At 63.6% G+C, this 25845-nt stretch carries 25 protein-coding genes; 8 read left to right on the top strand and 17 right to left on the bottom strand.

Annotated features, from left to right (window positions below; translation table 11 throughout):
* Positions 1 to 204: 204 nt before the first annotated feature.
* The 3 genes from ACYG9Y_RS19615 to ACYG9Y_RS19605 form a co-directional block, all read right to left on the bottom strand.
* The gene (locus ACYG9Y_RS19615) at positions 205 to 2091 is read right to left on the bottom strand and encodes an ABC transporter ATP-binding protein (protein WP_023726296.1); all 1887 of its coding nucleotides are present in this window, start codon (positions 2089 to 2091) and stop codon (positions 205 to 207) included.
* Positions 2091 to 3923 carry an ABC transporter ATP-binding protein gene (locus ACYG9Y_RS19610; protein WP_245260393.1) on the bottom strand — a complete coding sequence of 611 codons (1833 nt, stop codon included), beginning with the start codon at positions 3921 to 3923 and terminating at the stop codon, positions 2091 to 2093. The genes ACYG9Y_RS19615 and ACYG9Y_RS19610 overlap by 1 nt, the downstream gene beginning before the upstream one ends.
* Positions 3924 to 4191: 268 nt before the next feature.
* Positions 4192 to 5106 carry a dihydrodipicolinate synthase family protein gene (locus ACYG9Y_RS19605; RefSeq protein ID WP_023738384.1) on the bottom strand — a complete coding sequence of 305 codons (915 nt, stop codon included), beginning with the start codon at positions 5104 to 5106 and terminating at the stop codon, positions 4192 to 4194.
* Between the two features lie 281 nt (positions 5107 to 5387).
* Between ACYG9Y_RS19605 and ACYG9Y_RS19600 the strand changes: the two genes are divergently transcribed.
* Positions 5388 to 6320 carry a LysR family transcriptional regulator gene (locus ACYG9Y_RS19600; protein ID WP_023738385.1) on the top strand — a complete coding sequence of 311 codons (933 nt, stop codon included), beginning with the start codon at positions 5388 to 5390 and terminating at the stop codon, positions 6318 to 6320.
* Here ACYG9Y_RS19600 and ACYG9Y_RS19595 read toward each other — a convergent pair.
* From ACYG9Y_RS19595 to ACYG9Y_RS19585, 3 genes are all read right to left on the bottom strand, one after another.
* Positions 6271 to 7002, bottom strand: a complete 732-nt coding sequence (locus ACYG9Y_RS19595) for an SDR family oxidoreductase (protein ID WP_023709993.1) — start codon at positions 7000 to 7002, stop codon at positions 6271 to 6273. The genes ACYG9Y_RS19600 and ACYG9Y_RS19595 overlap by 50 nt on opposite strands.
* Before the next feature lie 166 nt (positions 7003 to 7168).
* Positions 7169 to 7777 (bottom strand): NAD(P)-dependent oxidoreductase, encoded by a 609-nt coding sequence (locus ACYG9Y_RS19590; RefSeq protein WP_023738386.1) that lies wholly within the window; start codon positions 7775 to 7777, stop codon positions 7169 to 7171.
* Positions 7778 to 7829: 52 nt separating this feature from the next.
* Complete coding sequence (locus ACYG9Y_RS19585; RefSeq protein WP_023738387.1) at positions 7830 to 8465, bottom strand: DsbA family protein; 636 nt, start codon at positions 8463 to 8465, stop codon at positions 7830 to 7832.
* A gap of 102 nt (positions 8466 to 8567) precedes the next feature.
* Here ACYG9Y_RS19585 and ACYG9Y_RS19580 point away from each other — a divergent pair, with 102 nt between their 5' ends.
* The 3 genes from ACYG9Y_RS19580 to ACYG9Y_RS19570 all read left to right on the top strand — a co-directional run bounded on the left by ACYG9Y_RS19580 (position 8568) and on the right by ACYG9Y_RS19570 (position 10265).
* Entirely contained in the window at positions 8568 to 9479 is a 912-nt protein-coding gene (locus tag ACYG9Y_RS19580; RefSeq protein ID WP_023699792.1) for a LysR substrate-binding domain-containing protein, read from the top strand.
* A 96-nt stretch (positions 9480 to 9575) separates the two neighbouring features.
* Complete coding sequence (locus ACYG9Y_RS19575) at positions 9576 to 9851, top strand: hypothetical protein (RefSeq protein ID WP_023729215.1); 276 nt, start codon at positions 9576 to 9578, stop codon at positions 9849 to 9851.
* A gap of 78 nt (positions 9852 to 9929) precedes the next feature.
* Positions 9930 to 10265 carry a hypothetical protein gene (locus ACYG9Y_RS19570; protein ID WP_023738388.1) on the top strand — a complete coding sequence of 112 codons (336 nt, stop codon included), beginning with the start codon at positions 9930 to 9932 and terminating at the stop codon, positions 10263 to 10265.
* Positions 10266 to 10342: 77 nt separating this feature from the next.
* Here ACYG9Y_RS19570 and ACYG9Y_RS19565 read toward each other — a convergent pair whose 3' ends face one another.
* From ACYG9Y_RS19565 to ACYG9Y_RS19525, 9 genes are all read right to left on the bottom strand, one after another.
* Entirely contained in the window at positions 10343 to 11371 is a 1029-nt protein-coding gene (locus ACYG9Y_RS19565) for an ROK family protein (RefSeq protein ID WP_023738389.1), read from the bottom strand.
* The gene (locus ACYG9Y_RS19560; RefSeq protein ID WP_023714874.1) at positions 11371 to 12096 is read right to left on the bottom strand and encodes a ribulose-phosphate 3-epimerase; all 726 of its coding nucleotides are present in this window, start codon (positions 12094 to 12096) and stop codon (positions 11371 to 11373) included. Before ACYG9Y_RS19560 ends, ACYG9Y_RS19565 begins: the two co-directional genes overlap by 1 nt.
* A 4-nt stretch (positions 12097 to 12100) precedes the next feature.
* On the bottom strand, positions 12101 to 12922 hold the full coding sequence (locus ACYG9Y_RS19555) for a sugar phosphate isomerase/epimerase family protein (RefSeq protein WP_023738390.1): 822 nt from the start codon (positions 12920 to 12922) through the stop codon (positions 12101 to 12103).
* 38 nt (positions 12923 to 12960) lie between these two features.
* Positions 12961 to 13803 (bottom strand): carbohydrate ABC transporter permease, encoded by an 843-nt coding sequence (locus ACYG9Y_RS19550; RefSeq protein WP_023726308.1) that lies wholly within the window; start codon positions 13801 to 13803, stop codon positions 12961 to 12963.
* Positions 13804 to 13807: 4 nt separating this feature from the next.
* Positions 13808 to 14704, bottom strand: a complete 897-nt coding sequence (locus ACYG9Y_RS19545; protein WP_023738391.1) for a carbohydrate ABC transporter permease — start codon at positions 14702 to 14704, stop codon at positions 13808 to 13810.
* Positions 14705 to 14843: 139 nt separating this feature from the next.
* Positions 14844 to 16091: an ABC transporter substrate-binding protein gene (locus ACYG9Y_RS19540; RefSeq protein ID WP_023738392.1), complete on the bottom strand. Its 1248-nt coding sequence runs from the start codon at positions 16089 to 16091 to the stop codon at positions 14844 to 14846.
* Between the two features lie 115 nt (positions 16092 to 16206).
* Entirely contained in the window at positions 16207 to 17352 is a 1146-nt protein-coding gene (locus tag ACYG9Y_RS19535; protein WP_023686996.1) for an ABC transporter ATP-binding protein, read from the bottom strand.
* An 89-nt stretch (positions 17353 to 17441) separates the two neighbouring features.
* Positions 17442 to 18392 carry a PfkB family carbohydrate kinase gene (locus ACYG9Y_RS19530; RefSeq protein WP_023738393.1) on the bottom strand — a complete coding sequence of 317 codons (951 nt, stop codon included), beginning with the start codon at positions 18390 to 18392 and terminating at the stop codon, positions 17442 to 17444.
* Positions 18393 to 18395: 3 nt separating this feature from the next.
* A complete protein-coding gene (locus ACYG9Y_RS19525) occupies positions 18396 to 19196 on the bottom strand; it encodes a beta/alpha barrel domain-containing protein (RefSeq protein ID WP_023682642.1) in 801 nt (266 codons plus the stop codon).
* Positions 19197 to 19358: 162 nt separating this feature from the next.
* Here ACYG9Y_RS19525 and ACYG9Y_RS19520 point away from each other — a divergent pair, with 162 nt between their 5' ends.
* From ACYG9Y_RS19520 to ACYG9Y_RS19510, 3 genes are all read left to right on the top strand, one after another.
* On the top strand, positions 19359 to 20120 hold the full coding sequence (locus tag ACYG9Y_RS19520) for a DeoR/GlpR family DNA-binding transcription regulator (RefSeq protein WP_023724284.1): 762 nt from the start codon (positions 19359 to 19361) through the stop codon (positions 20118 to 20120).
* Between the two features lie 254 nt (positions 20121 to 20374).
* On the top strand, positions 20375 to 21523 hold the full coding sequence (locus ACYG9Y_RS19515; protein WP_023738394.1) for a Gfo/Idh/MocA family protein: 1149 nt from the start codon (positions 20375 to 20377) through the stop codon (positions 21521 to 21523).
* A 14-nt stretch (positions 21524 to 21537) separates the two neighbouring features.
* Positions 21538 to 22518, top strand: a complete 981-nt coding sequence (locus tag ACYG9Y_RS19510) for an alpha/beta hydrolase (protein WP_023738395.1) — start codon at positions 21538 to 21540, stop codon at positions 22516 to 22518.
* On the opposite strand, the gene ACYG9Y_RS19505 is transcribed toward ACYG9Y_RS19510, so the two are convergent.
* A complete protein-coding gene (locus ACYG9Y_RS19505; RefSeq protein WP_031197970.1) occupies positions 22506 to 23570 on the bottom strand; it encodes a LacI family DNA-binding transcriptional regulator in 1065 nt (354 codons plus the stop codon). The genes ACYG9Y_RS19510 and ACYG9Y_RS19505 overlap by 13 nt on opposite strands.
* Before the next feature lie 222 nt (positions 23571 to 23792).
* Here ACYG9Y_RS19505 and ACYG9Y_RS19500 point away from each other — a divergent pair, with 222 nt between their 5' ends.
* Positions 23793 to 25178 (top strand): FAD-binding oxidoreductase, encoded by a 1386-nt coding sequence (locus ACYG9Y_RS19500; RefSeq protein WP_023687003.1) that lies wholly within the window; start codon positions 23793 to 23795, stop codon positions 25176 to 25178.
* Positions 25179 to 25191: 13 nt separating this feature from the next.
* Here ACYG9Y_RS19500 and ACYG9Y_RS19495 read toward each other — a convergent pair whose 3' ends face one another.
* Positions 25192 to 25836 (bottom strand): YjbE family putative metal transport protein, encoded by a 645-nt coding sequence (locus ACYG9Y_RS19495; protein ID WP_023738396.1) that lies wholly within the window; start codon positions 25834 to 25836, stop codon positions 25192 to 25194.
* Positions 25837 to 25845: the final 9 nt, after the last annotated feature.

Here is a 25845-nt window from a genome sequence, read left to right as displayed (position 1 = left end):
GCGCTGGGCGGCGCGTAGAATTCAGAATTTAGGCGGGATCGCCCTCAAGGCGACCGGCGGCTCGTCCACCCGAACGCGCCGGCAGGCGTGACGCCGGGCTTACGCTGGAAGGCGAGATGAAACGTGTCGGCATCTGAAAGCCGAATTGGTCGACGACGAGTTTTGGCCCCGCACCATTTCCAGTCGAGCCGAACCGGCAGCAGCTCACGTCGCCTTGCCGGCCGGCGCGCCTATGTCTTCCTCGGCAATATCGTCGAACGATGCGTAGTTCATGTTGTAGAGCCTGGCATAGAGGCCCTTGGCCGCCATCAGCTGCTCGTGGTTGCCGCTTTCGACGATCTCGCCGTTCTGTAGAACGATGATGCGATCGGCGCCGCGTATGGTCGCCAGCCGGTGCGCGATGACCAGCCCGGTGCGGCCTTCCAGCAGCGTGACCAGCGCTTTCTGGATCAGCATCTCGGTGTAGGAATCGATGCTCGCCGTGGCCTCGTCGAGCACCAGGATTTTCGCATCGGCGACCAGTGCGCGTGCAAAACTGATCAGCTGACGCTGGCCGAGCGAGAGATTGCCGCCGCGCTGTTCGAGCTCGGTGTCGTAGCCATCGGGCAGATGCTCGATGAAGTCGTGCGCGCCGACGGCCTGCGCCGCGCGCACCACCTCCTCGCGGGTAGCCGATGTCTTGTGGTAGCGGATGTTCTCCAGCACCGTGCCGGAAAACAGGAATGGCTCCTGCAACACCATCGCCACCTGGTCGCCGAGCGAATCCTGCGTCACGTCGCGCACGTCGTGGCCGCCGACCCGCACCTCGCCCGACCAGACATCATAGAAGCGGTGCACCAGCGCCATGCAGCTCGACTTGCCCGAACCGGTCGGGCCGACAAGCGCAACCGTCTCGCCCGGATTGACGCGGAAGGAGATGTTTTTCAGCACCGGCTGGTTCTGCCGGTAGCCGAAGGTGACGTTCCTGAACTCGACCGAACCGTCCATGTCGCGCGTCAGCGCCACCGCGCCTTGTTTGTCGCTAACGTCGACCGGCACGTCCAGCACTTCGGAGATGCGTTGGCCCGACGCCATGGCGCGCTGCATGACACTGTACTGCATGGTGAGCGAGCGGATCGGGTCGAAGAAGCGCTGGATGTAGAACAGGAACGCCACCATGACGCCGATGTCGAGGCTGTGCGACAGCACCATCGAACCGCCGACGACGATGACCGTCGCCATCGCAATGCCGGTCAGCGTGTCGACGATCGGCACCATCACCTGCGCATATTTGGCCGAGGTCAGGTGAGCCCTGAGATTGGCCAGCACCTTCTCGTCATAGAGGTCGAAATTGACGTGCTGGCGTTCGAGACTCTGCACAGTGCGCACGCCATGGATGCCTTCCGCCAGCGCCCCATTGGCAATCGAATTGGTTTCGTGCGCGGCCATGAAGGCGACCTTGGCGCGCGGCAGCCAGAACAGGCGCACGATGAACAGCGCCGGCATGGTCGACAGCGTCAACAGGCCGAGACGAAAATCGAGCCACAAAAGCACGCTGACAATGCCGAAAAGAAGCACGATGTCGCCCACCGACATGACCGATGTCTCGAGGAATTCCTGCATCGAATTGACGTCGCCCTGCAGGCGCGACATCAGCCGGCCCACCTCGGTCTTGTCCATGAAGCTCAGCGAGACGCGCTGCAGATGGCTGAACATGGCGCGGCGCAAATCCGACAGCACATTCTCGGCCACCTTGCCGACGACGCTTTCCTGGATATAGCTGGCGGCATAGTTGATCAGGATGATCAGGGCGAAGGCACCGATCGCCCAGTTCATGACGGAGCTGTCGGCCTTGCCCGCCGCCATGCCGTGGTCGATGGCGTAACGGATGACCAGCGGGATCGCCAATTGCGTCAGAGTGAACACCAAAACGGCGGCGACCGAGATGAAGATCCGGCCCTGATACGGTCTCACGAAGCTCCAGATGCGGCGCACGATGCGCGGATCGTAGACCTTGCCGAAGACCTCTTCCTCGTCGCGGTGCGAACCGACGACGGCCCTTGTGGGCCGCCGGCTGGTGTCTTCCTTCTGGTCGTCGTTCTGTGTCGACATCATGCGGCTCCCACCGCCACCGGCAAATCGTCGTCCGGCCGCAGCTGCAGGTCGTAAAGCGCGCGGTAGCGTCCACCCAGCGCCAACAATTCCTGGTGCGTGCCGCGCTCGGAGATGCGGCCATTCTCGACGAACAGGATCTGGTCGGCATGCATCAGCGAGCTCAGCCGGTGCGAGATGATCAGCGTCACGCGGTCCTTGGCGAAGCGCTTCATCGCGGTGCGGATTCGCTGCTCGGTGCCGGCGTCGACAGCCGCGGTGGAATCGTCGAAGACCAGCACCGAAGGCCGCAGCATCAGGGTGCGGGCGATGGTCAGGCGCTGCCGCTGGCCGCCGGAAAGCGATGAGCCGCGCTCGCCCACGACCGTGGTGTAGCCGGCCGGAAGCCCGATGATGTAATTGTGCAACTGGGCGTATTCAGCCGCCTGCCCGATGCGGGTCTCGCGCGCCCAGGGATTTCCATAGGCGATGTTGTTTTCGATCGAGGTGGTGAACAGGAAGGCGTCCTGCTGCACGACGCCGACCGCCTTGCGCAACGATTGCAGCGTGACCTCGCGTATATCCTGCCCGTCGATGGTGATCGCGCCTGACGTCACATCGTAGAAGCGCGGGATCAGATGCGCGATGGTCGACTTGCCGCTGCCAGGCGGGCCGACAATGCCGACGGTCTCGCCGGACCTGGCCTCGAAGGAAATGCCCGACAGCGCCGGCCGGCCGCCGGCGCCCGCGTAGCGGAAGCCGACATTGTCGAAGCGCAGCAAGCCTTCGGTGACCACGAGATCCTTGGCATCAGGCGCATCCTCGATGTCAAGTTCGGCGTCAAGCAGTTCGAACAGCCTTGTGCCGCAGGTCGAGGCGCGGGCGAACGAGTTGACCATCAGCCCGAGCTGGCGCACCGGCATCTGCAGGATGGTCATGAAGGTGAGGAACTGCGCCAGCGTGCCTACGCTGATCTGGCCCGCGATCACCTTCTGGCCACCGAACCACAGCACCAGGCCCATGGCCGCCAGGAAGGAAAAATTCATGGCGCTGGTGTTAGAGACGCGGATGTCGACGCGCTGGTCGGCAAGCTCCAGCGCCGACTTCTTGGCGCGGTCGAATTTTTCCAGCTCATGCCGCTGCGCCGCAAAGGCGCGCACGACGCGGATTCCGCCGAGGTTCTCGTCCATCACCCGGCTCAGCACTGACAGCCGCTCCTGCAGCGTCAGCCAGGTGCTGCGCAGCCTGAGCTGTGTGACCGAGGAGCGCCAGGCGACGAACGGCACGAAACTCAGACTGAGCAGCCCGAGCTCGAGATCGGTGCTGATCAGGAGATAGGAGCCGACGCCGATCAGCACGCCGAGCAGCACCACGCGCAATATGCCGGTGGAAAAGAACATGCGCACGCCGTCGAGGTCGAGCAGGCCAAGCGTAATCAGGTCGCCGGTATGCACCCGGTCATGGAAGGAGAAGCTCAGCCGCTGGATCTTCTCGTAGAAGGCCAGGCGCAGCTCATAGCCGGTGCGGTGGCCAACGGCCTCGCCATAATAATTCTGCGCCATGGTGAAGAGGCCGCGCAGAATGCTGACGACGAGCAAGGTGATCGCCGTCGTCCACAGCGCCTGCTCAGCCGCCGCGCCGCCGCCTCCAGCCATCACGCCTTGCGCCTGGTCGATGGCGTGGCCGAGCAGGCGCGGGATGAACAGCTGCAGCGTCGCGGCAATGAAGGTCGAGGCGATGGTGATCGCAACTTGCCAAGGATGGCGCAGCGTCATGCGCACGATGCGCAGCAGCGTGCTGAGGCCCTTGCCCCAGGACGCCTCCGCCACATGGGCAAACGATTTGCCGCGCATCGCTGCGCCGCGGGTTGCATCCATTGCCAAGGAAAATACCCAATCCGATCCGGACATTAGCCCAGACGAATGAAAACAGACTCAGTTTCAGATACCGCGATGGTACGCCTCGATTTTGACCGTTCAAGGGCCAATGGCGGTATCGCACTGTGCCTGAAAGGGGCTGATCGTCCGCGACCGCTTAAGCCCGTGTCGGCGTTAGAGGCGGCAGGCTCGTCACTTTAGGCCGATTGAAAAGATGCGAGCATGTGGGTTGCGCCAACCGCCATCATGCGTGACCTCGGCCAATGTGATCGGCTGCGGGACCGAGCGCAGTGAGCAGCGCCTTGCCGCTTTCCAGCGTCGCATTCTCATGCGGCGCGCGCAGGTTGAGCCAGCGTTTGTCGCCGGAGCGCACCGCCAGCACGGCCTTCATTGCCGGGATCAGGCCTGCATCCTGGATCACCTTGCGGAACGCCCTGATCGCGGCGTCCGCTTCCGTGACGTCTTGGCCAGCGATCGTCGCGTCGTAGAGGGCGCGGATGGCCGCAGCGTTGAGATTGACGGTCGCGGAGATACAGCCCGCAGCACCACTGGCGAGCCCCTTGGTCAGTTGCGCCTCCGAGCTGGGGAACACCGCGACGTCGGGTGCGGCGGCAATCACCGCCGCCGTGTTGTTCCAGTCGCCGGCGCTATCCTTGTAGGCGACGACCGTCTCTGGAAACGCCGCGCTCAACCGGGCGGTCAGGGCAGGGCTTACCGGCACGCCGGAGTTCTGCGGGATGTGGTAGAGGATCATCTTCAGCGCCGGGTTGGCCACCCTTTCGATCAGCTCGCTGTAGTAGCGCGCCTGGCCATCGTCCCCGGCGGCCGTGTAGAAGAACGATGGCAGCACCATCACGGCGGCGCAGCCGAGGCCGACCGCGTGCTTCGACAGTTCGACGGTTTCGGGCAGTGCGGTGACGCCGGTGCCGGGCATCATGCGCCCCGGCGAAATGCCTGATGCAACCAGCCATTCCAGCGCCTGCATGCGCTCGTCGAGCGAGAGCGACAGCGCCTCGCCCGTGGTGCCGAACGGCGACAGGAAATGCGCGCCCTGGCCCAGCGCCCATTTGGCGTGTGAGATCCAAAGGTCACGGGCAATGCGGCCATCGTTCTCGAACGGCGTCAGGATCGGGGCGATGGTTCCTTGCGGGCGGGGCATGTCGGTCCTTCCATCGGTGCTGGAAATCAGCTTGGCATAGAGCATACGTACGATGCGATCTGCCAGAGGCGATCTCTTGGGCCACCGCGCCGGCCGTGGGAAAACTTGCGGGTCATTGCCGCGAAATTCTGGCCCTTCGGTCTGCCGCAACCAGATGACGCCGGCGTCAATGGGTTGCAAATGGACCGGGGTTGCAAATGGACCGGGGTTGCAAATGGAACAGGGTTGCAAATGGACCAGCCAAGCCCGAAATGTCGAACAGAGACAGATCCGGAAACGGCATGCACCCACGATTGCTCAAGACCTTCCTCGCCGTGGCGCGGCACCGCAACATCACCCGCGCAGCGCGGGAGGTTCATCTGGCGCAGTCGAGCGTCAGCGACCAGATCCAGTCGCTGGAAAGCGAACTTGGTGTCGTCCTCTTCATCCGCTCGCGCCACGGCCTCGACCTGACAACGGCCGGCGACGCGCTGAAACCCTATGCGGAAGAGATTCTGCAACTGGCGGAGGAGGCGCGTATTGCCGTCGAGTCAACGACGGGAATGACCGCCGGAACGGTTACGGTCGGCGCGCTGGAGACGATTGCGACCGTCAGACTTCCGCAATGGCTGGCGGCCTTTCGAGGCGACCACCCGGAGATCGGTCTGCGGCTGAAAATCGCCGGCAGCGATGCCCTGCTGCGGCAGCTCGAAGAGAGCGAGATCGACGTCGCCTTCTGTTTCGACAAGGGCGGTCTGGACGAACGTCTGGCCCGGCGCACGATATCGGCCGAGCCGCTGGTCCTTGTCGCATCAGCTGAGCATGCGGCCGCATCGCGACAGAACGACCTAACCGCGCTCGCCGCGATGAGTTTCGTGGTGACGGAAACCGGATGCGTCTACCGGCATCTGTTCGACACTGCCTTTGCCGAGATTGCAGCGCCAGAACTTGCCGCCGAAGTCGGCAGCATCGGCGCCATTGGGGGCCTGGTGGCGACTGGTGTCGGCGTGAGCCTGGTGCCGCGGCTGGCCGTTGCCGACGCGCTCGATCGCGGCGAGATCGTCGAATTGCCATGGCCGGGTCCGGCCCGCACGGCGTCGCTGGTCATGATCTGGCGCCGCCGGCGCGTCCAGCCGCCGGCGCTGAAACTGCTGCTGGCGGCCGCGGCCAGGAATTTCGCTGCGCTCAGATCAGCCGGTGACCGCCCTCGACATGCAGAACCGTCCCTGTCGTAAAACCGTTGCCCATCAGAAAGGCGATGGCATCGGCAATGTCGTCCGGCTGTCCGACGCGGCCGACCGGCAGGCGCCTGGCCATTGCATCGAGCGTCTCGTGCTTCTTGTCGCCGGCCACAAAACTCCAGATCGGCGTGTCGACCCAGCCCGGCGAGACGGCGTTGACACGGACCGGCGCCAGCTCGACCGCCAGCGCCCGCACCAACCCTTCCAGCGCAGCGTTGACGGCGGCAACGACCGAGCCGCGCGCCGCCGGCCGGTAGGCGGCAATGCCTGAGGTGAAGGTGATGGAGCCGTTGGCCGAAAGCTGCGGCGCGCCATGCTTGGCGAGCAGCAGCGGCCCGTAGAATTTGCTTTCGACGACCCGCTGCGCCGCCTTCAGGTCGACTGAAGGCAATAGCTCATAGGCGCCTTCGATGTCGGCGGCGGTGCTGACGATATGGTCGAGCCGGCCAATTCGCTTGAACAGGTCAGCGACCTGATCCTCCCTGGCGATATCGGCCGCGACGGCGCTCAAAGCGGAAGGGTTCTGCAGCGCCTCGCCGGCACGCTTGAGCCTGGCTTCACTGCGGCCGACGATGATGACTTCGGCGCCTGAGACCAGGCACCGCCTTGCCAACGCCAGCCCCATTCCGGAGCTGCCGCCAACGATAATGATTTTCGATTTTGCGATGTCTGCCATGTTTCCGTTCCTGTCCTGAACCGCTCCGGGCGAGAGTTCGCAGACCGGCGGCAGGAGTGGAAACGGAAGAAAGCGATAGTGCCATCGGAGGCTCCGATGGCACTATCGTCGATAGGAACCGGCGCCGGCCACTCCGTCGAGTGGCCCGCCTGTCAATGAAGTGCGCTCAGTAGCCGACGGTAAAGCGCTGCTTGATATGCGCCGGCTTTTCGATCTCGTCGGCCATGACGATGGCATAGTCCTCGAAGGAAATGCTGCTGCCTTTGTCTGACGTCAGCAGCGTGTCCTTGCCGATGCGGTATTTGCCGGTGCGCTCGCCGGCGACGAACAGCGCCGAAGGCGACAGCAAGGTCCAGTCGAGATCGTCGACCGTCCGCAGCGTGTCGAGGAAGTCGGCGCCCTTCTGCGCCTCGGCCTTGTAGATATCAGGGAAGGTCGGCGTGTCGACCAGGCGCTTGCCGGGCGCAACCTCAAGGCTGCCGGCGCCGCCGACGACGAGGTAGCGTTTGACGCCGGAAGCACGCACGGCTGCGATGAGCGTATCGGGATCGCTGTCGAGGAAATGCACCGAGGAGATCACCGCGTCATGACCCTTGATCAGGGCGGCAAGGCCATCCTTGTCGAAGACGTCGCCCTTCTTGGCAATCACGCCCGGAAGTGCCGCGATCTTGTCTGGATGCCGGGCAATGGCGGTGATGCTGTGACCGCGATCGGAGAGTTCCTTGAGCAGGCGCGAGCCGACCTGGCCGGACGCGCCGATAAGTGCGATTTTCATGGGGATTTTCCTTTCGTCTGGGGAGAATTTCGTCTGGGGAGAATTTCTGGGACTACGCCGCCTCGATGTGAGCGACGAGATTGTCGTAGCTGCCGAACAGCGCGTTGGCGCCGATCAGGCGCGGCGCCGTTTGGCCGATCACCGCCAGCGCGGGAACGCCATTGGCATGCAGCCGTTGGAACAACATCCGCCCGCGGCTGACCAGGTCGTCATGCTTCGCCAGAAACGCCTGCGTCGGCGCTTTCAAAAGCGTTGCCGCGTCGCTCATGCCGGCGTCGGCCAGTACCGCGGCGACGCCGTCAACCGTCACAATATCGCGGCCGTCGACATAGCGGGCATGCTGGATCGCCTTCAGTGCCGCAAGTCGCTGGCGCCAGTCGTCCAGTCCGGCGGCGTTGATGCCCATGGTGGCAGCGGAAGAATCGAGCAAGGTGCCGCTGACATTGAGCACATTGTCGAGATAGGCCTGGCTGAAGCGCTGTCCGCTCAGCCGTGCGATGCGCTGGTCATTGTCCCAGGCATGGGCGGCGAAGCCTGCATCCAGCGGCCGCGCGCCGGCACCGGAGAAAAGCCCCACCGGCAGCAGTTCGAGCGCGGTCCCGGCGGCCAGTCGATCCAGCATCGGCGTGGCGCCATAGCACCAACCGCAGAGCGGGTCGAAAAGATAGGTTAGGGTTACATTGGTCATGGCGGCCTCATTCTGTTGCCCGATAGATGACAGCTGGACGGCTTGCGAAAAATAGCGATCAATCATACAAACTGTCTGATAAAATCGGACAATGAGCGGCCTGTGACCGAACTCCTCAATCTCAACCGGCTCGTCTACTTCGCCACCGTGGTGGAGACCGGCTCGTTCACGGCCGCTGCCGACCGTCTCGATGTTGCCAAGGCTGTGGTCAGCCATCAGGTCGGCAAGCTCGAAGAAGAGCTTGGCGCTACGCTGTTGCGGCGCACGACCCGGCGCGTGACGGCGACCGAAGAGGGTCGTCTGTTCTATGACCGGACCGCGATCATCCTGCGCGAGGCGGAGGCAGCCTATGGCGACATTTCGCAGCGAGCGGCGCAGCCGACGGGGACGCTGCGGCTGACGGCGCCGCTCGATTATGGCGAGAAGGTGGTGGCGCCGACCATCGCCGCCTACATCAGAAAATACCCGAAAATGCGGGTCGAGACGATCTTCGACGATGCGGTCAGCAACCTGGTCGACGAGCAGATCGATCTTGGCATCCGCGTCGGCTGGCTTGCCGATTCCAGCAATCTGGCGCGGCGGCTGGGCAGCCTGCAGCAATTCGTCGTCGCCAGCCCGGAACTGGCCGCCAGGCTGCCTGGGGAAGCCAGCCCCAGGCAGGCGAAGTCGCTGCCCTGGGTCGGCAACGCCCAGTTGCGCGGGGTCGGCCAATGGCTGTTCTCGAGGGGCACGGAAACGGTGCTGGCCGAACTCAACCCCGTCGTCAGCTGCGACAAGACACCAGGCGTGCTGTCCTGCGTGCTGGCCGGCATCGGCCTCGGCATCTTTCCGGATTACAGTGTCGCCGACGACATTGCGCGCGGCCGGCTGGTGCGGGTGTTCGCGGACTGGACCTTGCCGTCCGGTGGCATCCATGCCGTCTTCCCGCCGGCGCGCTTCAGGCCGGCCAAGGTGCGCGCTTTCGTCGACCTCCTGGTTGCAGCCGAACGGCGGCGCGCGCGCAGTGCGGGCTGATTTCGGCACCGGCCGGCAATGCCGGCGAGGGAACCTTTGTTCGGCAGGCGCTTTTGGATATGCTGCGATTCCGAACCGTCAGAAGGGGTACTGCCGATGACCACCAAGATCTTTGCGACCTGCATGCTCGCTCTCGCTGTCGGCTGCAGCCTGTCCACAGCGGCTGTCGCCAAGGACAAGCATCGCCATCGTCAGCCAGAACCCGAACGCTACGTCCCCGCCCATCGCGACCTCATCTACGCCCTGTTCGGCGGCCCGCGCTACTATGACAAAATGCTGATCACCACGGCGGCCGGCCCGTGCTCTTACGACCGGGTCGGGCCGGACGCGAATGCGCTGAACAAGGTCAACGATCACCATTGCGGAAAGTAGATTGGTCCCAACGGCGGGGTTGTCCTGCGTCGCAGGTTTTACCGGCTGACGCCGCCGCGAACACGATAGAGACAGTCGATGACCGCTGGTGAGAAATGGTCTCCGTCCGAAAAGAAAGTCGCCCGCACTGCCCATGACGCAGCGCTGAAGGTGACGCTCGACAAGACGTTGGCTGAACTCAAGAGCAGGGCCCACGTTGCGGCAACGCCTTCCGAAATATGGGATGTCGAAGACTTTCTGCGGCAGCAGCGACGGAAGATCGACCAGATGTTCGCCTATCGGTATTCACAGCTAATACAGGTCTTCGCCAATCTCATCCGGCAAGGCTATCTCGAGGAGAATCTCCTTGTTGGCTTGTCGGAAGACAAGCGGCAAACGATCCGAAAATACGCCAGCTGGAATCGCGAAGGGTAGGGGTCCTCTTCGGGGACCTTGGCGCTGCATTCAAACTGGACCATTCACCATCTTCGCGCGCGCCGCGCAGCTCGAGTTCAGCCATGGCGTGCCTCCGTGGCATCGGCGGTCGCGCCTCTGTCCTTGTCGTCCTGCGCCATCGCCAGCGGCGCACCCGGTTCGCCTTCCCACAGGATCAGGCTGGCGGCGCCGATCAGCCCGGCGCGGTCGCCGAGTTCAGCCTGCACGATCGGCACGTCGCGATAGGCCGGCATCGCCCGCTGCTGGATGACCGCTCTGATCGACGGTGCCAGAAGGTCGAACCCGTTGGAAAGGCCGCCACCCATGACAATCAGATCGGGCGAATAGAGATGCAAGAGATTGGTGAAGCCGATGCCCAGCCATTGTGCTTCCGCCTCGACCAGTTCGAGAGCGTTGGCGTCGCCGGCCTTGGCAGCCTCTACGACATGCCTGGCCGAGACGTCGCCGTCATTTGACAGCCGTCGTAAGAGCGAGCCGTCGCCCGGCGCGGTCAGTCGCGTGGCGCGGCGGCCGAGCGCGGTTCCGGAGGCAACGGCCTCGAAGCAGCCGATGGCGCCGCAAAAGCAGCGGTCGCCTTCACCGGTGATGGTCATGTGGCCGATCTCGGCCGCCAGTCCGCGCCTGCCGTGATAGATGTGGCCATCGGCGACGACGCCGCCGCCAATGCCGGTGGACACAGTCACGAACACCAGCGATCCGCTGCCACGTCCGGCGCCAAAACGCCATTCGCCGAGCGCCGCCGCATTGGCGTCGTTTTCCAGCCGCACCGGCAGCCCGAAATGCCGCCCCAGAATGTCGATCAGCGGCACATCATGCCAGCCGGCCAGCGTTGGCGGCGCAATGACGATCCCCGCCTTGGGGTCGAGTGGCCCCGGCGCACCGACGCCGATGCCGGCGACGTTTGCCTGCGGGTGTTCCCTGAGGAGCGTGCCTGCCAGAGCGACGATCTGGCTGATCACCGCCTCCGATCCCGCACCGGCAAGCGTCGGCGCCGAAGCATGAGCGACGATACGGCCATCGCTCTCGACCAGCGCACCGCGCAGCGCCGTGCCACCGAGATCGAAGGCGAGCGCAAGCTTGGTCATCAGGCGGCGACCTCCAGCCCGTGCAGCCAGGCCATGCGCCGGGCAAGGTCGGGATCGCCGAAGGCCAGCGAGCCCAGCACCACGGTCTCCGCACCTGCGGCGCGCAGCAGCGGCACGGTCTCGTGGCGGATGCCGCCATCGGCGGCAAGCACGATGTCGGCCTCGCGGCCGGCTTTGCGCATCAGCGCGCGCGCCTCGATCAGGCGCGGACACGCCTGCTCCGACAGGCTCTGGCCCTTGACGCCGATGGAGGTGCCGAGCAGCGTCACGAACGCCACTTCCGCCAGGAAGGGCGTGACGGCCGCGACCGGTGTTTCCAGCCGCAGTACCACGCCGGCCTCGGCCCCGAGTTCATGCGCCAGTTTCACGGCGCGCAGGCCGGTCTCGCCGTTTTCGGCGTGCACGCTGATCAGGTCGGCGCCGGCCTCGATGAACTGGCGCGTCTGTTCTTCGACGATCTCGGCTTCGACCATCAAATGGACATGGATCGGCTTCGCGGTGAGCTTGGCGATGCGCGCCACCAGGTCCGGGAAGAACAGGAAGCCAGGGGTGAAGCGGGCGTCGGCGACGTCGATATGATGGACATCGGCATGGGTCTCGATGCGCTTCAAATCGCGCTCCATGTTGGCGAGGTCGGCCGACCACAGCGAGAACTCGCCGATCAGCCGGTTGCGCGGCAGGGCAGCGATCGCGGCGGGGCCGGACAGGGGCTTGTTCGTCGTCATCGTCTCAGGCTCCGTAGCCGCGCATTGTCTGGCGGTTGGTTTTGACGGCGCCGGCAGGGTCGGCGGCGGCCGTTTCGGATTCTTCCTCCAGCACCAGCCAGCCGTTGAAATTGGGTGCAGCACCAGCGATCTCGATCACTTTGGCCGTGTCACAGACGCCCTTGCCGAGCATCGCCCAGGTTCCATTCGCGTCGACATCCTTCAGATGCACATAGCGGATGCGGTCGCGATAAGTGGTGAGCGTATCCGCCATGTCCTGGCCACCGCGCAAGATGTGGCCGGTGTCGGGCACCCAGCCCACCAGCGAGGCGTCGAGCAGCCCGAAGATGCGGTCGTAGTCGGCGCGGTCGAACAGCAGCGTGTTGTGATGCGAGCTTGGATGCACCGCGACCTGGACGCCGGCCTCGCGCCCGAGCTCGCCGGCTTTGTTGTAGACCTCGGCGGCGATGGCAAACTTGTCGTCGCGCGGCCCGTCGGAAACGATCGTGGCCGAGCCCATCGACACCAGCGCGCCGGGAAAGGCGGCGGCGAAGTCGATCCAGCGTTTGGCGGTCTCGAGGTCGGCGCCGATCTCATCCCTGAGCGTGAAACCGCTCTTGGAGCCGAAGGCGAAGGAGACGAGCGTCAGCCCGGATGACTTCAGCGCGGCGCCGAACTCCGTTGGCTTGCCGGCATAGCGGCCGATCATCGTGTCGGTGATCTCGATGCCGGCATAGCCGCCATCGGCGATCGCCTTGAGCAGATCGTCCGGGCCGCCGGCGAAGCGGTCGCCCAGCATTTCCCAGGTAAAGGTCTGGCAGCCGACTTTCAGGTCTTTCACGGTCATCCTTTCATTCCTTGATTCCACCTCGTTGGAGGGACATCCTACTTGACTGAGCCTGCGGTCATGCCGGCGAGGAAGAACCTCTGGGCAACCAGGTAGATGACCAGGAGCGGCAGCGAGCCGAGCACGCTCATCGCCATCATCTGGTTCCATTCGAAGGCGTGTTGCCCCATCAACAACTGGATGCCGATCGGGACGGTGCGCATGGACGTCGACTTCGTCAGTGTCAGCGCAAAGAGAAATTCGTTCCAGCACAACAGGAAGGTGTAGACCGACGTCGCCACGATACCAGGCAGTGAAATCGGAACGATCACCCGCCACAGTGCGGTCCAACTGGTGCCGCCGTCGACAGCCACCGCTTCATCGAGGTCGCGCGGCAAGGTGTTCAGATATCCCGTCATCAGCAGGATCGCATAGGGCAGCGTGAACACCAGGTAAGTCAGGATCAGCGCGACATAGGTGTCGAAGATGCCATACGAGACGACCAGCCCGAAGAACGGGATCAAAAGCGTGATCGGCGGGATCGTCTGCGTGCTGATGATGAGCGTGTTGAGGCTGCCCTTGCCGCGGAAATTGAAACGGCTGAACCCATAGGCCGCCAGCAAGGCGATCAGCACCGTCAGCACGGTCACTGCTCCGGCGACGAAGTAGCTGTTGAAGAAGAAGCGCAGCTTTACCGGATCACCAAGGATGGCCGCATACGCTTCCAGCGTGAAGGCCTTCGGCAGGACGGTTGGCGGCAGGGCAAAGATTTCGGTGTTCGACTTGAACGAGCTGCTCAGCATCCAGTAGATCGGGAAGGCCGCGAAAAAGAGCCCTGCGGCAAGCGCGACATGGAGCGCGGCGGTGATCAGCCTGTCTTTCGGCGTGTGCCTTTTCCTCATGTGACTACCGAGCCTTTTGATAGCGGATGTAGAACAGCGTCAGGCCGAGAGAGATCAGCAGGATGACCACGGCGCTCGCCGAGGCCTGCGACAGGTTGTAGCTCGAAAACGCCAGCTTGTACGTGTAGGTGCTGAGGACCTCGGTCGAGTAGATCGGACCGCCACCCGTCGTTATCCAGATCAATGGAAAGACCTGCATGGTCCAGATGAAGTCGAGCAGCGAGATGCTGATGATGATCGGCATCAGCTGCGGAATGGTGATGAAGATCAGCTTCTGGTAGGCCTTCGCGCCGTCGATATCGGCGGCCTCGTAGAAATCCTTGGGAATGCCCTGCAAGCCTGCGAGCAGGCCGACCATGAAAAGCGGGTAGCCCGCCCAGATGTTGGCGAAGGTGACGGCGTGCAGCGCGGTCGCGGGCGACGAAAACCACTCGACCTTGGAACCGATGATGCCCATCTGCATGAGAACGCTGTTGACGACACCGTTCGGCTCAAGCAGCAGGCGCCAGATCACCGCGATAATCACCGCGGTGAACAGCCAGGGCAGTATGTAGAGCACGCGCAGAATGTTGCGCAGCGTAGGATTGATGCGGTCGCTGTTCAGCATGAGTGCGAAGAGCATGCCGATGGTCATATGGAAGACGACACTCATGCAGGTGAAGTAGAGCGTGTGCCACAGCGAGGCCCAGAACACCGGATCGGCAAAGATCGCCTGGTAGTGTTTCAATCCGGCAAAGGACGGGTCGCGACGCAGCACCGCGCTGTTCTGGAACGAATAGCCAATCACCGTCACCATCGGCAGCAGCATCAGCAGGCCGATTATGAGGAGCGAGGGTGACAGATAGAGATAGGGTGCGACCGCTCGTTTCAGTCGATGGTGGGAGCGCTTCTGCCGAGTCATGTGCCACCCCTGGGGTATGCCTTCAAGAGGAAGGTGCGCTTCGCAAACAGGTCCATCTCAAGTTGCCGATCCGTTGTTGACGGGTGGCCTGGCCGAGGCCGGGCCACCCGGCGGAAGATAGCAAACGGGAACAGGCAGCTCAGAATTTCTCCACCCAGCCCTTTTGAGCGTTGGCTGCGGCTTGTTCCGAAGACTGCTCGCCGGCGAGCATCTTCTGGGCTTCCACATCGAACTTGGTCATCAGGTCTTCGGCCACCGGCAGCCCCGTGAACTCGTTGGCGAGATAGCCGGTCTTGAAGATTTCGAAAGCCTTGGCGAAAGCCTTGTCCGAGGTCACGAAATCGGGCTTGGCGTTGACGTTGCCCGGGAAGGCGTTTGCAAGCGACACGAGCTTGGCATTCACCTTCTCGCTCATCAGATATTGGACGAGCTTCCAGGCTTCATCCTGATGTTTCGAGGCGGCGGAGATGCCGATGCCCCAGGAGGCGTAGGGAAGGCCGCGCTTGCCGCTGTAGTCCGCCACGACCGGGACCGGGATCAGGTCGAAGTTCAGCTTGGGATTGCGTTTGCGGATGAGGTTCACATGCGCAAGCGAGTCGATCATCATTCCGACCCGATCGTTGACGAATTCCTCGACCTTCTCCTGCTCGGTCTTGGTGGCAATGCCGGGCGAGATGACGCCGGCGTCGTTCAGCGATTTGACGAAGGTGAGCATATCGACCACCGGCTTGCCCTCGAGAGCCGGCTTGCCTTCAACCATCATCGATTGGCCCGAGGCCCAGACCCACGACATCAGGTCGTTCTGGACACCGGACGGCGTTTGCAGCGACAAGGGCAGCACCCAGCCATACTGGTTCTTGTCGGCGTGGGTCATCTTCTTGGCGGCTTCGAGAAACTCCGCGCGGGTCGACGGCAGCTTGGTCACGCCTGCCTGGGCGGCGAGGTCCAGATTGACGAAGACCGGATAGACGAACGAAGCCACGGGAAACATCACCGCCTTGCCGTCCACCTTGATGATATCCGCGACCTGGGTCTTGTCGAACCCGCTCGCATCCATCATCGGGTTCATGTCGGCCAGCGCACCCTGCGCGTTCAGATTGTTCACCCAGGCGCCGTCGAGACCGACGACGTCGCTGAGCGTTCCGGTTGCGGCGCCGACCGAGATCTGGTCTCGCGTGGTCGCATAGGGACCGCTGACCAGCGTCACCTTGATGCCGGGGTTTGCAGCCTCGAAGTCGTTCATGATTGCCCTGAGCGAGCCGCCCGGCAATTCGGGCTCCCACCATTGGGTGAATTCCAGCGTCGTGTCCGCCATGGCGCCGGTTGCACCAAGCAACCATGCGGCCGCGGCTATTTTCAGCATCGCGGGTCGTATCCGAAACATCATTTTCTCCTCCTTCTTCAAGATCGGCCGCACAATGCGGACGGTCGTCTGTTCATTCAGAAGCCTTCTTGTATCTTCCGCAGGCACCTCGCTCCCGCCCGCGGTCTTCCGCAGATCTTCAGATCGCCAGATGCGTTTCGGGATCGAAGAAATGGAACTTGGCATCATCCACGGCCAACCGGATTTCCGAGCCGGAGCGGACGGCGCTGATCGGCTCGAACCTCGCCACCGCGTTCGACGCCAGGCCGAAATCGTCCACCGCATCCGGATCGCCGGAGTCCACCCGGACAGCGTCGATGTTCATGTGGACGATCTGTTCGGAGCCGAGTTCCTCGATCGAGGTCACCCTGGCCGGTATCGTCTGATACTTGCGACCGGATTCAAGGCTGCTGTCATAAAGATCCTCCGGTCTGATCCCGAACACGACCTTGCGCCCCGCATACGACCTCAAGGCCGGCCTGCGCACGAAGGCTGCATCCTGCAGCCGGACGGCGAAGTCGCGAAAAGCGAGCTCGCCGCCCTTCAGGGTCGCCTCGAAAAGGTTCATCGAAGGAGAGCCGATGAAGCCGGCAACGAAGGCGTTAACCGGCGATTCATAGAGCCTCTTGGGTGTGTCGACCTGCTGCAGCACACCGCCTTTCAACACCGCGACTCTGTCGCCCATCGTCATCGCTTCGATCTGATCGTGGGTCACGTAAATGGTCGTGACGCCGAGCTGCTTTTGCAGGCTGGTGATTTCGGCGCGCATTTGCACACGCAGTTTCGCATCCAGATTGGAAAGCGGCTCGTCCATGAGAAAGGCGGCCGGCTCGCGCACCATGGCGCGGCCCATGGCAACCCGTTGACGCTGCCCGCCTGACAGGTTCGCGGGTTTGCTGTCCAGCAAAGACGTCAGCTGAAGAGTTTTGGCGATCTCGTCCACGCGCTTCTTGCGCTCGGCCTTCGGCTTGCCTGCCAGCCGCATCGAAAAGGCGATGTTTTCGGATACCGTCATATGCGGGTAGAGCGCGTAGCTCTGGAACACCATCGCGATGTCGCGGTCCTTGGGCGGCATGTCGACGACGTCGACCCCGCCGATCCGAAGGCTGCCGCTGGTGATGTCTTCCAACCCCGCGATCATTCGCAACGCCGTGGATTTGCCGCAGCCGGAAGGCCCGACGAGGATCAAGAACTCGCCGTCCTTGACCGACAGGTTCAACTGGTCGATTGCGCGAAAACTGTTCCCGTAGGTTTTGCAGATCTTCTCAAGAATGACTTCTGCCATATTCCTCCCTCCACAAGTATAAGCCCTGATTTTTATGATTCTCCTGGGCTTGTGTTCGCCTGCGAAATGTTTCGTCGGATCGTTTCAGGTCATGCTCCAGCATCCACATGCGCATTTTTCAGGTCGACTGCTGACGGCGCGTTCGCCGATGCCAGGAGTTGCGTGACCTGGTCCTCGGTCGGAAGCGCCTCGCGCCCGCCACGCCCCGTTATCGAAACGGCCGCCGCCGCGGCCGCGAATGCGATCCGGCCCGCAGTGTCGGCTCCGCGCGTCAACGCATGGGCATAGGCGCCATGAAAGCAGTCACCCGCGCCTGTGGAGTCGACGACCGCAACCCGGTGCGGGGGCAGGTGCCAGAGACCTGTCTCTTCACGGCCGCGATAGTACACACCCCTGCCTCCATCGGTCAGAACCACGGCGGATCGCGATGGCAACCACAAGGCATCGAGCATCTCGGCAGGCGATCGGCGCCCCGTGGCAGTCCGTGCAAAGCTAAGTGGAAGAATGAGATGGTCGCAGAGCGCGATCAGCCGCTCCGTGGCGGGGCCGCTGCTCCATTCGATATCGCCGAGGATCGCAAGGCCGAGATCGCGAGCCCGAGCCACGACATCCAGCGACCCGGTCGCATAGCTATCGACGATCAGGACGGTTGCGCGGCTGAGGATATCGTCCGGAAAGTCCGGAGCGGTGCCCAGCATCGCATCGTCGTCATACGCGATGAACCTTTCCCCGTCCGAGCCGACGGTGATCCGCGAGTGCACCGGGCGCGCGTCGGGATGGCGCGGCGCGAATGCGGTTTCAATACCGCTCGCCACGAGATCGAGCAGAACGGCGTCGTCCGCGGCACTGGCCAGCCATCCGACGAACCCGGCGGTTCCGCCGAGCCGCGCGACGGCGGCCAGCGCCGTCGCGACATTTCCCCCGAAGGCGCGGGTACTTTGCAGAACCTTACCCTTGCCCGCCGACAATGGCTGATCGACGTAGACGATGTCGTCTATCGCAATAGCGCCGAAGCCGAGGATCGAGGAGATGGTGGGCATCGTTCAGGCACCCGCCTTCGCCAAGGCGTCTTGCGCCGAAAGGCCGTCATGGATGACGCCGCGAAAGGCAAGCGCTGCCTTCTCCGGATCGCCGTGCCCCCAGAGATTGCGGCCGACCACGGCGCCGTGCGCGCCGGCACGGATGGCGTCCGCCGTCTGCTGAAGCGCGCCGAGCAGCGTATCGGTCTTTGGACCGCCCGCGATGACAACCGGCACCGGGCAGGTCCGGACGGTCTCCCGGAACGACTCGAAATCGCCGGTGTAGCCGATTTTGATCACGTCGACGCCGGACTCGTAACCGATGCGCGCCGCATAGGCGATCTCGTCGGGGGTGAAGACGATCTTTGCCCCGTCGGTGAAATCGCGAGGGTAGATATGCGCCACCACGGGCATGCCGTAGCGGGCCGCCGCATTCACCGAATCGGTCAGCCAGCGTATGTATTTGCCCTCCGTCGCGCCGCGCACCGGAATGGCCACGGCCAACGCATCGGCCCCCGCGCGCACCGCGTCCTCGGGCGTTGCGATCAACTCGCTGATGCGATCGTCCGCAGTGAAGCAGCCCGCCTGAATCACCAGGGAAGCTTTGCCCGCATATTGCGGCCACAGATGGCGCGCGGTGCCAGGCTGGATGCTGACGTAGTCGGGTTTGCCCGCCATGACGCGTGCGAGCGCACCCGGCAGGTCGGCAAGGCCGCCTTTGCGCACGTCGCCATAGCCGACGAAGTGGTCGACCGCGCCGCCAAAAAGGTTCCCCGATGGATGCGAGAAGAGGCGCGCGAGGCGCACCTTGGTTCCTAGGCTCATGAGTCCAAAATTCCCTGATCGGTTGATTTAAAAATGCTCGATCTAGTGTTTCCGAAAGAAAAAAGAAAAACAATCTTTCGAAAGCTTTCGAATCTCCATATTTTCGGTAAGGTGAGCCAAGGCCGGCGCGATTGCTCGGCGCAGGCAGGCAAGGGCAGGGCAATGTTGTCGGAGCAGAGACGCCAATCGATCCTGGGCGAGGTGCAACGCAGCGGACAGGTTCGCATCAAGGACCTGTCGGACGGGTTTGGCGTGTCGGAGGTCACGGTGCGCTCCGACCTCGAAATACTGGACCGCAAGGGACTGCTGACCAAGACCCGTGGAGGGGCGGTGACCCGGACCACCGATTCGACGACGGCCGCGTTCGCGCGGCGGATGCAAACGAACCTCGACGCAAAGAAGCGCATCGCCCGGGCGGCGCTCGACCTTTTCGAGCACAACCAGTCGGTCATCTTCGACGGTGGCTCGACCTTGATGCAGCTTGCCATGCAGTTACCGCCGCTCAGCAATGTCGTGGTCGCGGCCACGGCCATGAATATCGTGCAGCATCTTATGCATCGTCCCGGGCTCGACGTTCATATGATCGGCGGCCGGGTCTATCCCGACACGGTGAGCACGCTGATCACCGATGCCGATACGGCTCTCGGCGGCCTGGTAGCGCATCAGGTCTTTGTTGGAGCGCATGCGATAGACTCGTCACTGGATGTGGTCGACGTGAACGAAGACATGGCGCGAACGAAGCGAAACCTCGTTCGCATGGCCCGGCGCGTTGTCCTGCTCGCCGATTCGAGCAAATGGGGCGTCAGCGGGACGTCCAAGGCATTTTCGCTGTCGGCCGTCGATGTGGTGATCACCGACGATGGCCTGCCCGGTCCAATACGCAGCGAGCTTGATAGGATCGGGGCCAAGGTGATCTATGCCTGAACCCATCCCGGTCTCTGATGCGCGACGGAAAGCGCGCATGACCCACGGGCTTCGCAGCGGCCGTCGGCCGTTTTTCATGCCGGTCATGTTCTCCTCCTTGCGCTGGCGGCCTCCCAGTGCACGCCAGAATTCTCATAAGCTCTATAAAAATTTTACGCGCGTCAACATTTAAAGTCCTGTATAGCGGATTGCGGGGGGTCGTGGGAACTGCAACGGTTGCGCAGCATGCCCTTGGCTTGAGAGGAAAGCTGGAAATGCACGGAAAATCAGAGACAAAGCTCGGCATCGGTGTCATCGGCTGCGGCAACATCTCGATGACCTATCTGCGCAATGCAGCGCTCTTCGGTGGTGTCGAGCTACGCGCCTGCGCCGACATTTCCGCTGACATGGCTGAGCTGCGCGCCAGGGAATACGGCATCCGCGCCCTGGGCGTTGACGCGCTGCTGGCCGACCCCGATATCGACCTCGTGCTGAACCTGACAATCCCGGCGGCGCATTTCGACATTTCGTTGTCAGCGCTCTCGGCGGGCAAGCATGTCTTCACCGAAAAGCCGCTGGCAACCTCTGCCGCCGACGGCCGCCGCCTTGTCGCCGAGGCCGCGAAGCGCGGCCTGCTGATCGGCTCGGCGCCGGACACATTCCTGGGTGCAGCCGGCCGCCGCGCGCGCCGGCTGATGGATGACGGCGCGATCGGCAAGCCGGTGACCGGCACCGCTTTCATGATGGGACGGGGCATGGAGCACTGGCATCCCAATCCGCAATTCTATTATCAGCCCGGCGGCGGTCCGGTGTTCGACATGGGTCCCTATTACCTGACCGTGCTGGTCAATCTGCTCGGGCCGGTCGAGCGCGTCATGGCGATGGCGACGCGCGGCCAGGAGGAGAGGCTGATCACGGCCGACGGGCCGTTCAAGAACACGACATTCAAGGTCGGCACGCCGACCAACATAATGTCGCTGCTCGAATTCCGCTCGGGCGCCACCGTCACCTTCGGCGCCTCATGGGATGTTTTCAAACACTCCAACCATCCCATTGAACTGCACGGCACCGAAGGCTCGCTCAGGCTGCCCGACCCCGACACGTTCGGCGGCACCGTTTCGCTGTCGGAGCGTGGCGCCGACTGGGTCGATTTCGCCAGCGACAGCGAACTCTACGGCGCCCGCAACTGGCCCTATTCCGCGCCCGACCGCGCCAATTACCGCATGCTCGGCGTCGCCGATCTGGCGGGCGCGCTGGCCACGGGCAGAAAGCCGCGCGCCTCCGGTGAGCTGGCGCTGCATGTGCTTGAGATCATGGAGGCGATCCTGGCTTCGGGCGAAAGCCGTGGCTCGGTTGCCATCAACGGCACGGTCGACCAGCCGCCGCTGCTTGGCGAAGAGGAAGCGGCAACCCTGCTTGCCTGACGGGAGGTTCGTCCGTGACATCGCCACCGTCCCTGCCGACACTCGATCCGGAGGCCCGGCATGTGCTCGAGCTCGGCAGCCAAGCCGGTGCGCCGCCGTTCGAAACGGGAACGCCAGAACAGGCGCGCCGTGCCTATAATGAAGGCTTCCCAAACCTGCAAGGCGAGCGCGAGCTGGTCGCGTCGATCAGCGAGCGCATCATTGCAGGACCCGGCGGTCCGCTGAGGCTCAGGATCTATCGCGGGCAGGGCGCGCCTTCGGCAGGCGCTCCGGCGCTGCTTTATCTCCATGGCGGCGGCTGGGTAATCGGCAATCTCGACTCGCATGACGAGATCTGCCGCTGGTTCGCCAACGAGGCGGGCGCAGTCGTCGTTTCCGTCGACTACCGGCTGGCGCCGGAGCACAAATTCCCGGCGGCAATAGAGGATTGCCGCGCAACGCTCAACTTCATGCAAAGCGCGGCGGACGAACTCGGCATCGACGCTGCCCGCATCGCGGTTGCCGGCGACAGCGCGGGCGGCAATCTCGCCACGGTGCTCGGCCTGCTCACGCGGGGGGACAAAAATCCGCCGGCAGCGCAGCTGCTGTTTTATCCCAACACCGATGCCGGGCAGACGACGGACAGCTATCGCCGCTTCGCCATAGGCTTTGGCCTGACCGCCTCGACCATGGCCTGGTTCCGCGACCATTATGTCCGCAATGCCGCCGACATCGGCGACTGGCGTACCTCACCGCTGAAGGCGGAAAGCCTCGCCGGTGCGCCGCCCACCTTCATCGCCATCGCCGGTCACGACATCCTCGCCGACGAAGGCGAGGCCTATGCCAGGCGTCTGCAGCAGGCTGGCGTGCCGGTCGTGCTGGAACACTGGCCCGGTCAGATCCACGGCTTCGTCTCGATGGGCCGTCACGGCCCGGCAGCGAGACAGGCGGTTGCCGCCGCCATTGCCGCGTGGCGAAGCTTCGATCCTGCCTTTGGAAAGGCTCAAGCGGACTGACGCATCACCAGGGCGGCGTCGAGGCTGACCTTCGGCGCGACGTTTGCCGTATCCTCGTTGAGCAAAGCGAGCAGTGTCTCGACGCTGCGCCCCGCCATGGCGGCAAAATCCTGCGCGATGGTGGTCAGTGCGGGGCAGGTGTAGCGGCTCAGCGGATGGTCGTCATGGGCGGCGATACGCAGGTCGCAATCGGCCTTGCGGCCGATCTTCAGCCCTTTCGCGAAGGCTGCCGCCATCACGCCGAAAGCCAGGCGGTCATTCGCACACAGTATGGTCTTGCCGGGCAGACCTCCGGTCTTGCCGGGCAGACCCCCGGTCTTGCCCGGCAGGCCGCTGGCCCCGAGCATCTGTTCCATCTGCTTGTAGCCGATGCGCTCGAAATCCCATGTGTAGTCTCGGGTGTTGCCGATAACCACCGGCTCCTGGCCAAGTTGACGCATCGCGGCGACGTAACTGTTCAGGCGCTCCGGCGAATTGTGATTGACATGCGGGATGTCGAAATAGACCGGGGCGTCGCCGGAGCGGCAGAGATAGTCGACGATGGTCGAGACGCTCTGGGCATTGTTGTTGCCGACAAAGGGCGTGCCGCCTTCAAGATAGGTGTCGAAATAGACGACCGGCATTGTCTGGGTCAGCTTCTCCAGCGTGCGCCGGTCCGAGCGCAAGCCGAGCGGCGCGATCAGCGCGCCCGAAACTTTCAGCGACAGGATGGTACGTGTCGCCTCCATTTCGAGCTCGGTTGAGCCATGCGAGGAGATGACGATCGGCCAGTAGCCCTCGTCGCGCAGCCTGAGCTCGATGCGGCTGACCATTTCGGAATAGAAGGGATCGGTGACCGTCGGTACGACAATGCCGATGGCGCGGGTGCGCTTGCGGTTGAGGTTGCGGGCAAACAGATTGGGCTGGTAGTCGGACGACCGCAACGCCTCTTCGATGCGCTTGCGCGTTGCCGGCTTGACGCTGGTCGGATCGTCGAAATATTTCGACAGCGTCGGCCTGGAGACGCCGCAGGAGCGGGCGAAATCCTCCATCGTCTTGTGCGTCATTGGCATTCAATCCTCGTCTGGCACGCGCCAGAACCTCGGTCATCCCTTGACGCTGCCCACGGTCCTGCAGCCGGCGCGTCCGCCACGCAACGGCAGACGAAATTTACAGGAAACGTCAGTGGGTTCAACGCGCAATGACAGATTATACCGTGCGTAAATTTGTTCAATTGACGCGATTGTCGCGCATCAAAGTCTCGGTCACAAAGAGCGCTGAAAAGTCCAGGCACCATGACACAACAGATCGATCGGCTTCTTTCCCAGCTATATCGTCGGCTCGATGCCGCCGCGATTGTGATCGGCGATGCTATCGATCCGCGCTATGGCGACGACCTCTCCGGCAAGGGCGGCGGCCAGCCCGAACTGGTCTTGCGTCCGCGCAACGCCGCCGACGTCGCCGAAATCCTGCGCCTATGCAGTGGTATCGGCCAGAAGCTGGTCGTCCATGGCGGCCGCACCGGGCTGGCCGGCGGCGCGCGCGTGCAGCCGGGCGAAGCGGTGCTGTCGCTGGAGCGCATGACCGCGGTCGAAGCGCCCGACCGCGCCGCGGCAACCATCATGGCAGAGGCCGGCGCGCCGCTGCAAATGGTGCAGGAAGCGGCCGATGCAGCCGGCCTGATGTTCGGCGTCGATATCGGCGCGCGCGGCACGGCGACGGTCGGCGGCAACATCGCCACGAATGCCGGCGGCATTCGCGTGCTGCGCTACGGCATGTACCGCGCCCAGGTTCTGGGGCTGGAGGCCGTGCTTGCCGACGGCTCGATCCTGACTTCGTTGCGTGGCCTGGCCAAGGACAATTCGGGATACGATCTCAACCAGCTTTTCATTGGCACCGAAGGCACGCTGGGCGTGGTTACTCGCGCCTGCCTGCGGCTGCATCCCAAGCCCGCCACCGAGGTTGCCGCATTCTGCGCGCTTGGCTCGCTGGGGGCGGCCATTGCGCTGCTCGACCTGCTCAAGCAGCGGCTCGGTCCCTTGCTGTCAGCCTATGAGGTGAATTTCTCGCCGCTCTACGGCTCCATGATTGCCGGCATGGCGGCGCCGGCGCCGCTGCCGGCCGGCGCGCCGGTTTACGTGCTGGCCGAGATCCAGGGCAACCAGGCCGAGCTGGACGGCGAGCGTTTCGCTTCGGTGCTGATGCAGGCGGTCGAAGACGGCATCGTCGCCGACGTGGTCGTCTCGCAGTCGCCGCGCGAATTCCGTGCGCTATGGGATGTGCGCGAAGAGGCCAACCGCTTCCTGTTTGCGATCGAGGGCATGATCGGCGTCGACATCAGCATCCCGTTGGCGACCATGGCGGATTTCCTGCGCAACGCCGAAGCCGCGATCCACGCCGTCGACAGCCGCGCCGAGATCTACGTCTTCGGCCATCTCGGCGACGGCAATCTGCACTATCAGGTCGACACCACGGAACCGGCGGCCGCCTATGAGATCATCTATCACGGCGTGGCGGCATGCGGTGGCGCCGTCTCGGCCGAGCACGGCATCGGCCTCGACAAGAAGAAATGGCTGAACCTCGTGCGCAGCGACGCCGAACTATCAGCCATGCGCCGGCTGAAGGTGGCGTTCGATCCGCACAACATTCTCAACCCAGGGCGGATTTTCGATATCATTTGATCGCCAGGAGGATCTAGCTTGCAACTGGCGAGAGCAGCGCGTGGAAGCCGACCGTTCTCATCTGCTCGACGCCGTCCAGAGTCATATTTCCCGCGACATAGACGATGATTGCCAGACCGAGCCAGCCGATCCAGCGATACCTGGCAAGCAGCGCCGCCACCAGCGTCGAGGCGACCGCCATCAGAACCACCGACAGGATGAGACCGAACACCAGCGCATTCATGTCGTGGGCGGCGGCGCCCGCCACGGCCAGCACATTGTCCAGCGACATCGAGACATCGGCGACGACGATCTGCAGGATCGCGGTGCGCAGCGCCTTGGCCGGCCGCGCCGTCGCAAGTGCTACGGCTTCAGTGTCGACGTCCTCGCCGTCGCCGGCCGAGCGCAACTCCTGGAACATGTTCCAGCACACCCAGAACAAAAGCATGCCGCCGACCAGCATGATCCCCGGAATTTCCAGCAGTTGCACCGCGATCACCGCAAAGACGACGCGGATCACCGCCGCCGCGGCAATGCCGGCGATGATCGCCTTCTGCCGCAACGCCTTGGCGAGGCCTGCGGCCGCCATGCCGATCACCACGACATTGTCGCCAGACAGCACAAGGTTGATGGTGATGACTTCCAGATAGGCGGCGACAGTCGTCTGGTCGAAACTCATAAAGCGGTC

This window comes from Mesorhizobium sp. W050, assembly GCF_054719535.1.
The sequence above is the reverse complement of the archived record's forward strand: the minus strand, read 5'-3'. Positions and strand labels throughout refer to the sequence as shown.

Bases quoted from the DNA above. Each gene is read 5' to 3' on its own strand.
- ACYG9Y_RS19615 (WP_023726296.1), bottom strand. From the start codon at position 2,091: ATGTCGACACAGAACGACGACCAGAAGGAAGACACCAGCCGGCGGCCC.
- ACYG9Y_RS19610 (WP_245260393.1), bottom strand. From the start codon at position 3,923: ATGCGCGGCAAATCGTTTGCCCATGTGGCGGAGGCGTCCTGGGGCAAG.
- ACYG9Y_RS19605 (WP_023738384.1), bottom strand. From the start codon at position 5,106: ATGCCCCGCCCGCAAGGAACCATCGCCCCGATCCTGACGCCGTTCGAG.
- ACYG9Y_RS19600 (WP_023738385.1), top strand. From the start codon at position 5,388: ATGCACCCACGATTGCTCAAGACCTTCCTCGCCGTGGCGCGGCACCGC.
- ACYG9Y_RS19595 (WP_023709993.1), bottom strand. From the start codon at position 7,002: ATGGCAGACATCGCAAAATCGAAAATCATTATCGTTGGCGGCAGCTCC.
- ACYG9Y_RS19590 (WP_023738386.1), bottom strand. From the start codon at position 7,777: ATGAAAATCGCACTTATCGGCGCGTCCGGCCAGGTCGGCTCGCGCCTG.
- ACYG9Y_RS19585 (WP_023738387.1), bottom strand. From the start codon at position 8,465: ATGACCAATGTAACCCTAACCTATCTTTTCGACCCGCTCTGCGGTTGG.
- ACYG9Y_RS19575 (WP_023729215.1), top strand. From the start codon at position 9,576: ATGACCACCAAGATCTTTGCGACCTGCATGCTCGCTCTCGCTGTCGGC.
- ACYG9Y_RS19570 (WP_023738388.1), top strand. From the start codon at position 9,930: ATGACCGCTGGTGAGAAATGGTCTCCGTCCGAAAAGAAAGTCGCCCGC.
- ACYG9Y_RS19565 (WP_023738389.1), bottom strand. From the start codon at position 11,371: ATGACCAAGCTTGCGCTCGCCTTCGATCTCGGTGGCACGGCGCTGCGC.
- ACYG9Y_RS19560 (WP_023714874.1), bottom strand. From the start codon at position 12,096: ATGACGACGAACAAGCCCCTGTCCGGCCCCGCCGCGATCGCTGCCCTG.
- ACYG9Y_RS19555 (WP_023738390.1), bottom strand. From the start codon at position 12,922: ATGACCGTGAAAGACCTGAAAGTCGGCTGCCAGACCTTTACCTGGGAA.
- ACYG9Y_RS19550 (WP_023726308.1), bottom strand. From the start codon at position 13,803: ATGAGGAAAAGGCACACGCCGAAAGACAGGCTGATCACCGCCGCGCTC.
- ACYG9Y_RS19545 (WP_023738391.1), bottom strand. From the start codon at position 14,704: ATGACTCGGCAGAAGCGCTCCCACCATCGACTGAAACGAGCGGTCGCA.
- ACYG9Y_RS19540 (WP_023738392.1), bottom strand. From the start codon at position 16,091: ATGATGTTTCGGATACGACCCGCGATGCTGAAAATAGCCGCGGCCGCA.
- ACYG9Y_RS19535 (WP_023686996.1), bottom strand. From the start codon at position 17,352: ATGGCAGAAGTCATTCTTGAGAAGATCTGCAAAACCTACGGGAACAGT.
- ACYG9Y_RS19530 (WP_023738393.1), bottom strand. From the start codon at position 18,392: ATGCCCACCATCTCCTCGATCCTCGGCTTCGGCGCTATTGCGATAGAC.
- ACYG9Y_RS19525 (WP_023682642.1), bottom strand. From the start codon at position 19,196: ATGAGCCTAGGAACCAAGGTGCGCCTCGCGCGCCTCTTCTCGCATCCA.
- ACYG9Y_RS19520 (WP_023724284.1), top strand. From the start codon at position 19,359: ATGTTGTCGGAGCAGAGACGCCAATCGATCCTGGGCGAGGTGCAACGC.
- ACYG9Y_RS19515 (WP_023738394.1), top strand. From the start codon at position 20,375: ATGCACGGAAAATCAGAGACAAAGCTCGGCATCGGTGTCATCGGCTGC.
- ACYG9Y_RS19505 (WP_031197970.1), bottom strand. From the start codon at position 23,570: ATGCCAATGACGCACAAGACGATGGAGGATTTCGCCCGCTCCTGCGGC.
- ACYG9Y_RS19500 (WP_023687003.1), top strand. From the start codon at position 23,793: ATGACACAACAGATCGATCGGCTTCTTTCCCAGCTATATCGTCGGCTC.
- ACYG9Y_RS19495 (WP_023738396.1), bottom strand. From the start codon at position 25,836: ATGAGTTTCGACCAGACGACTGTCGCCGCCTATCTGGAAGTCATCACC.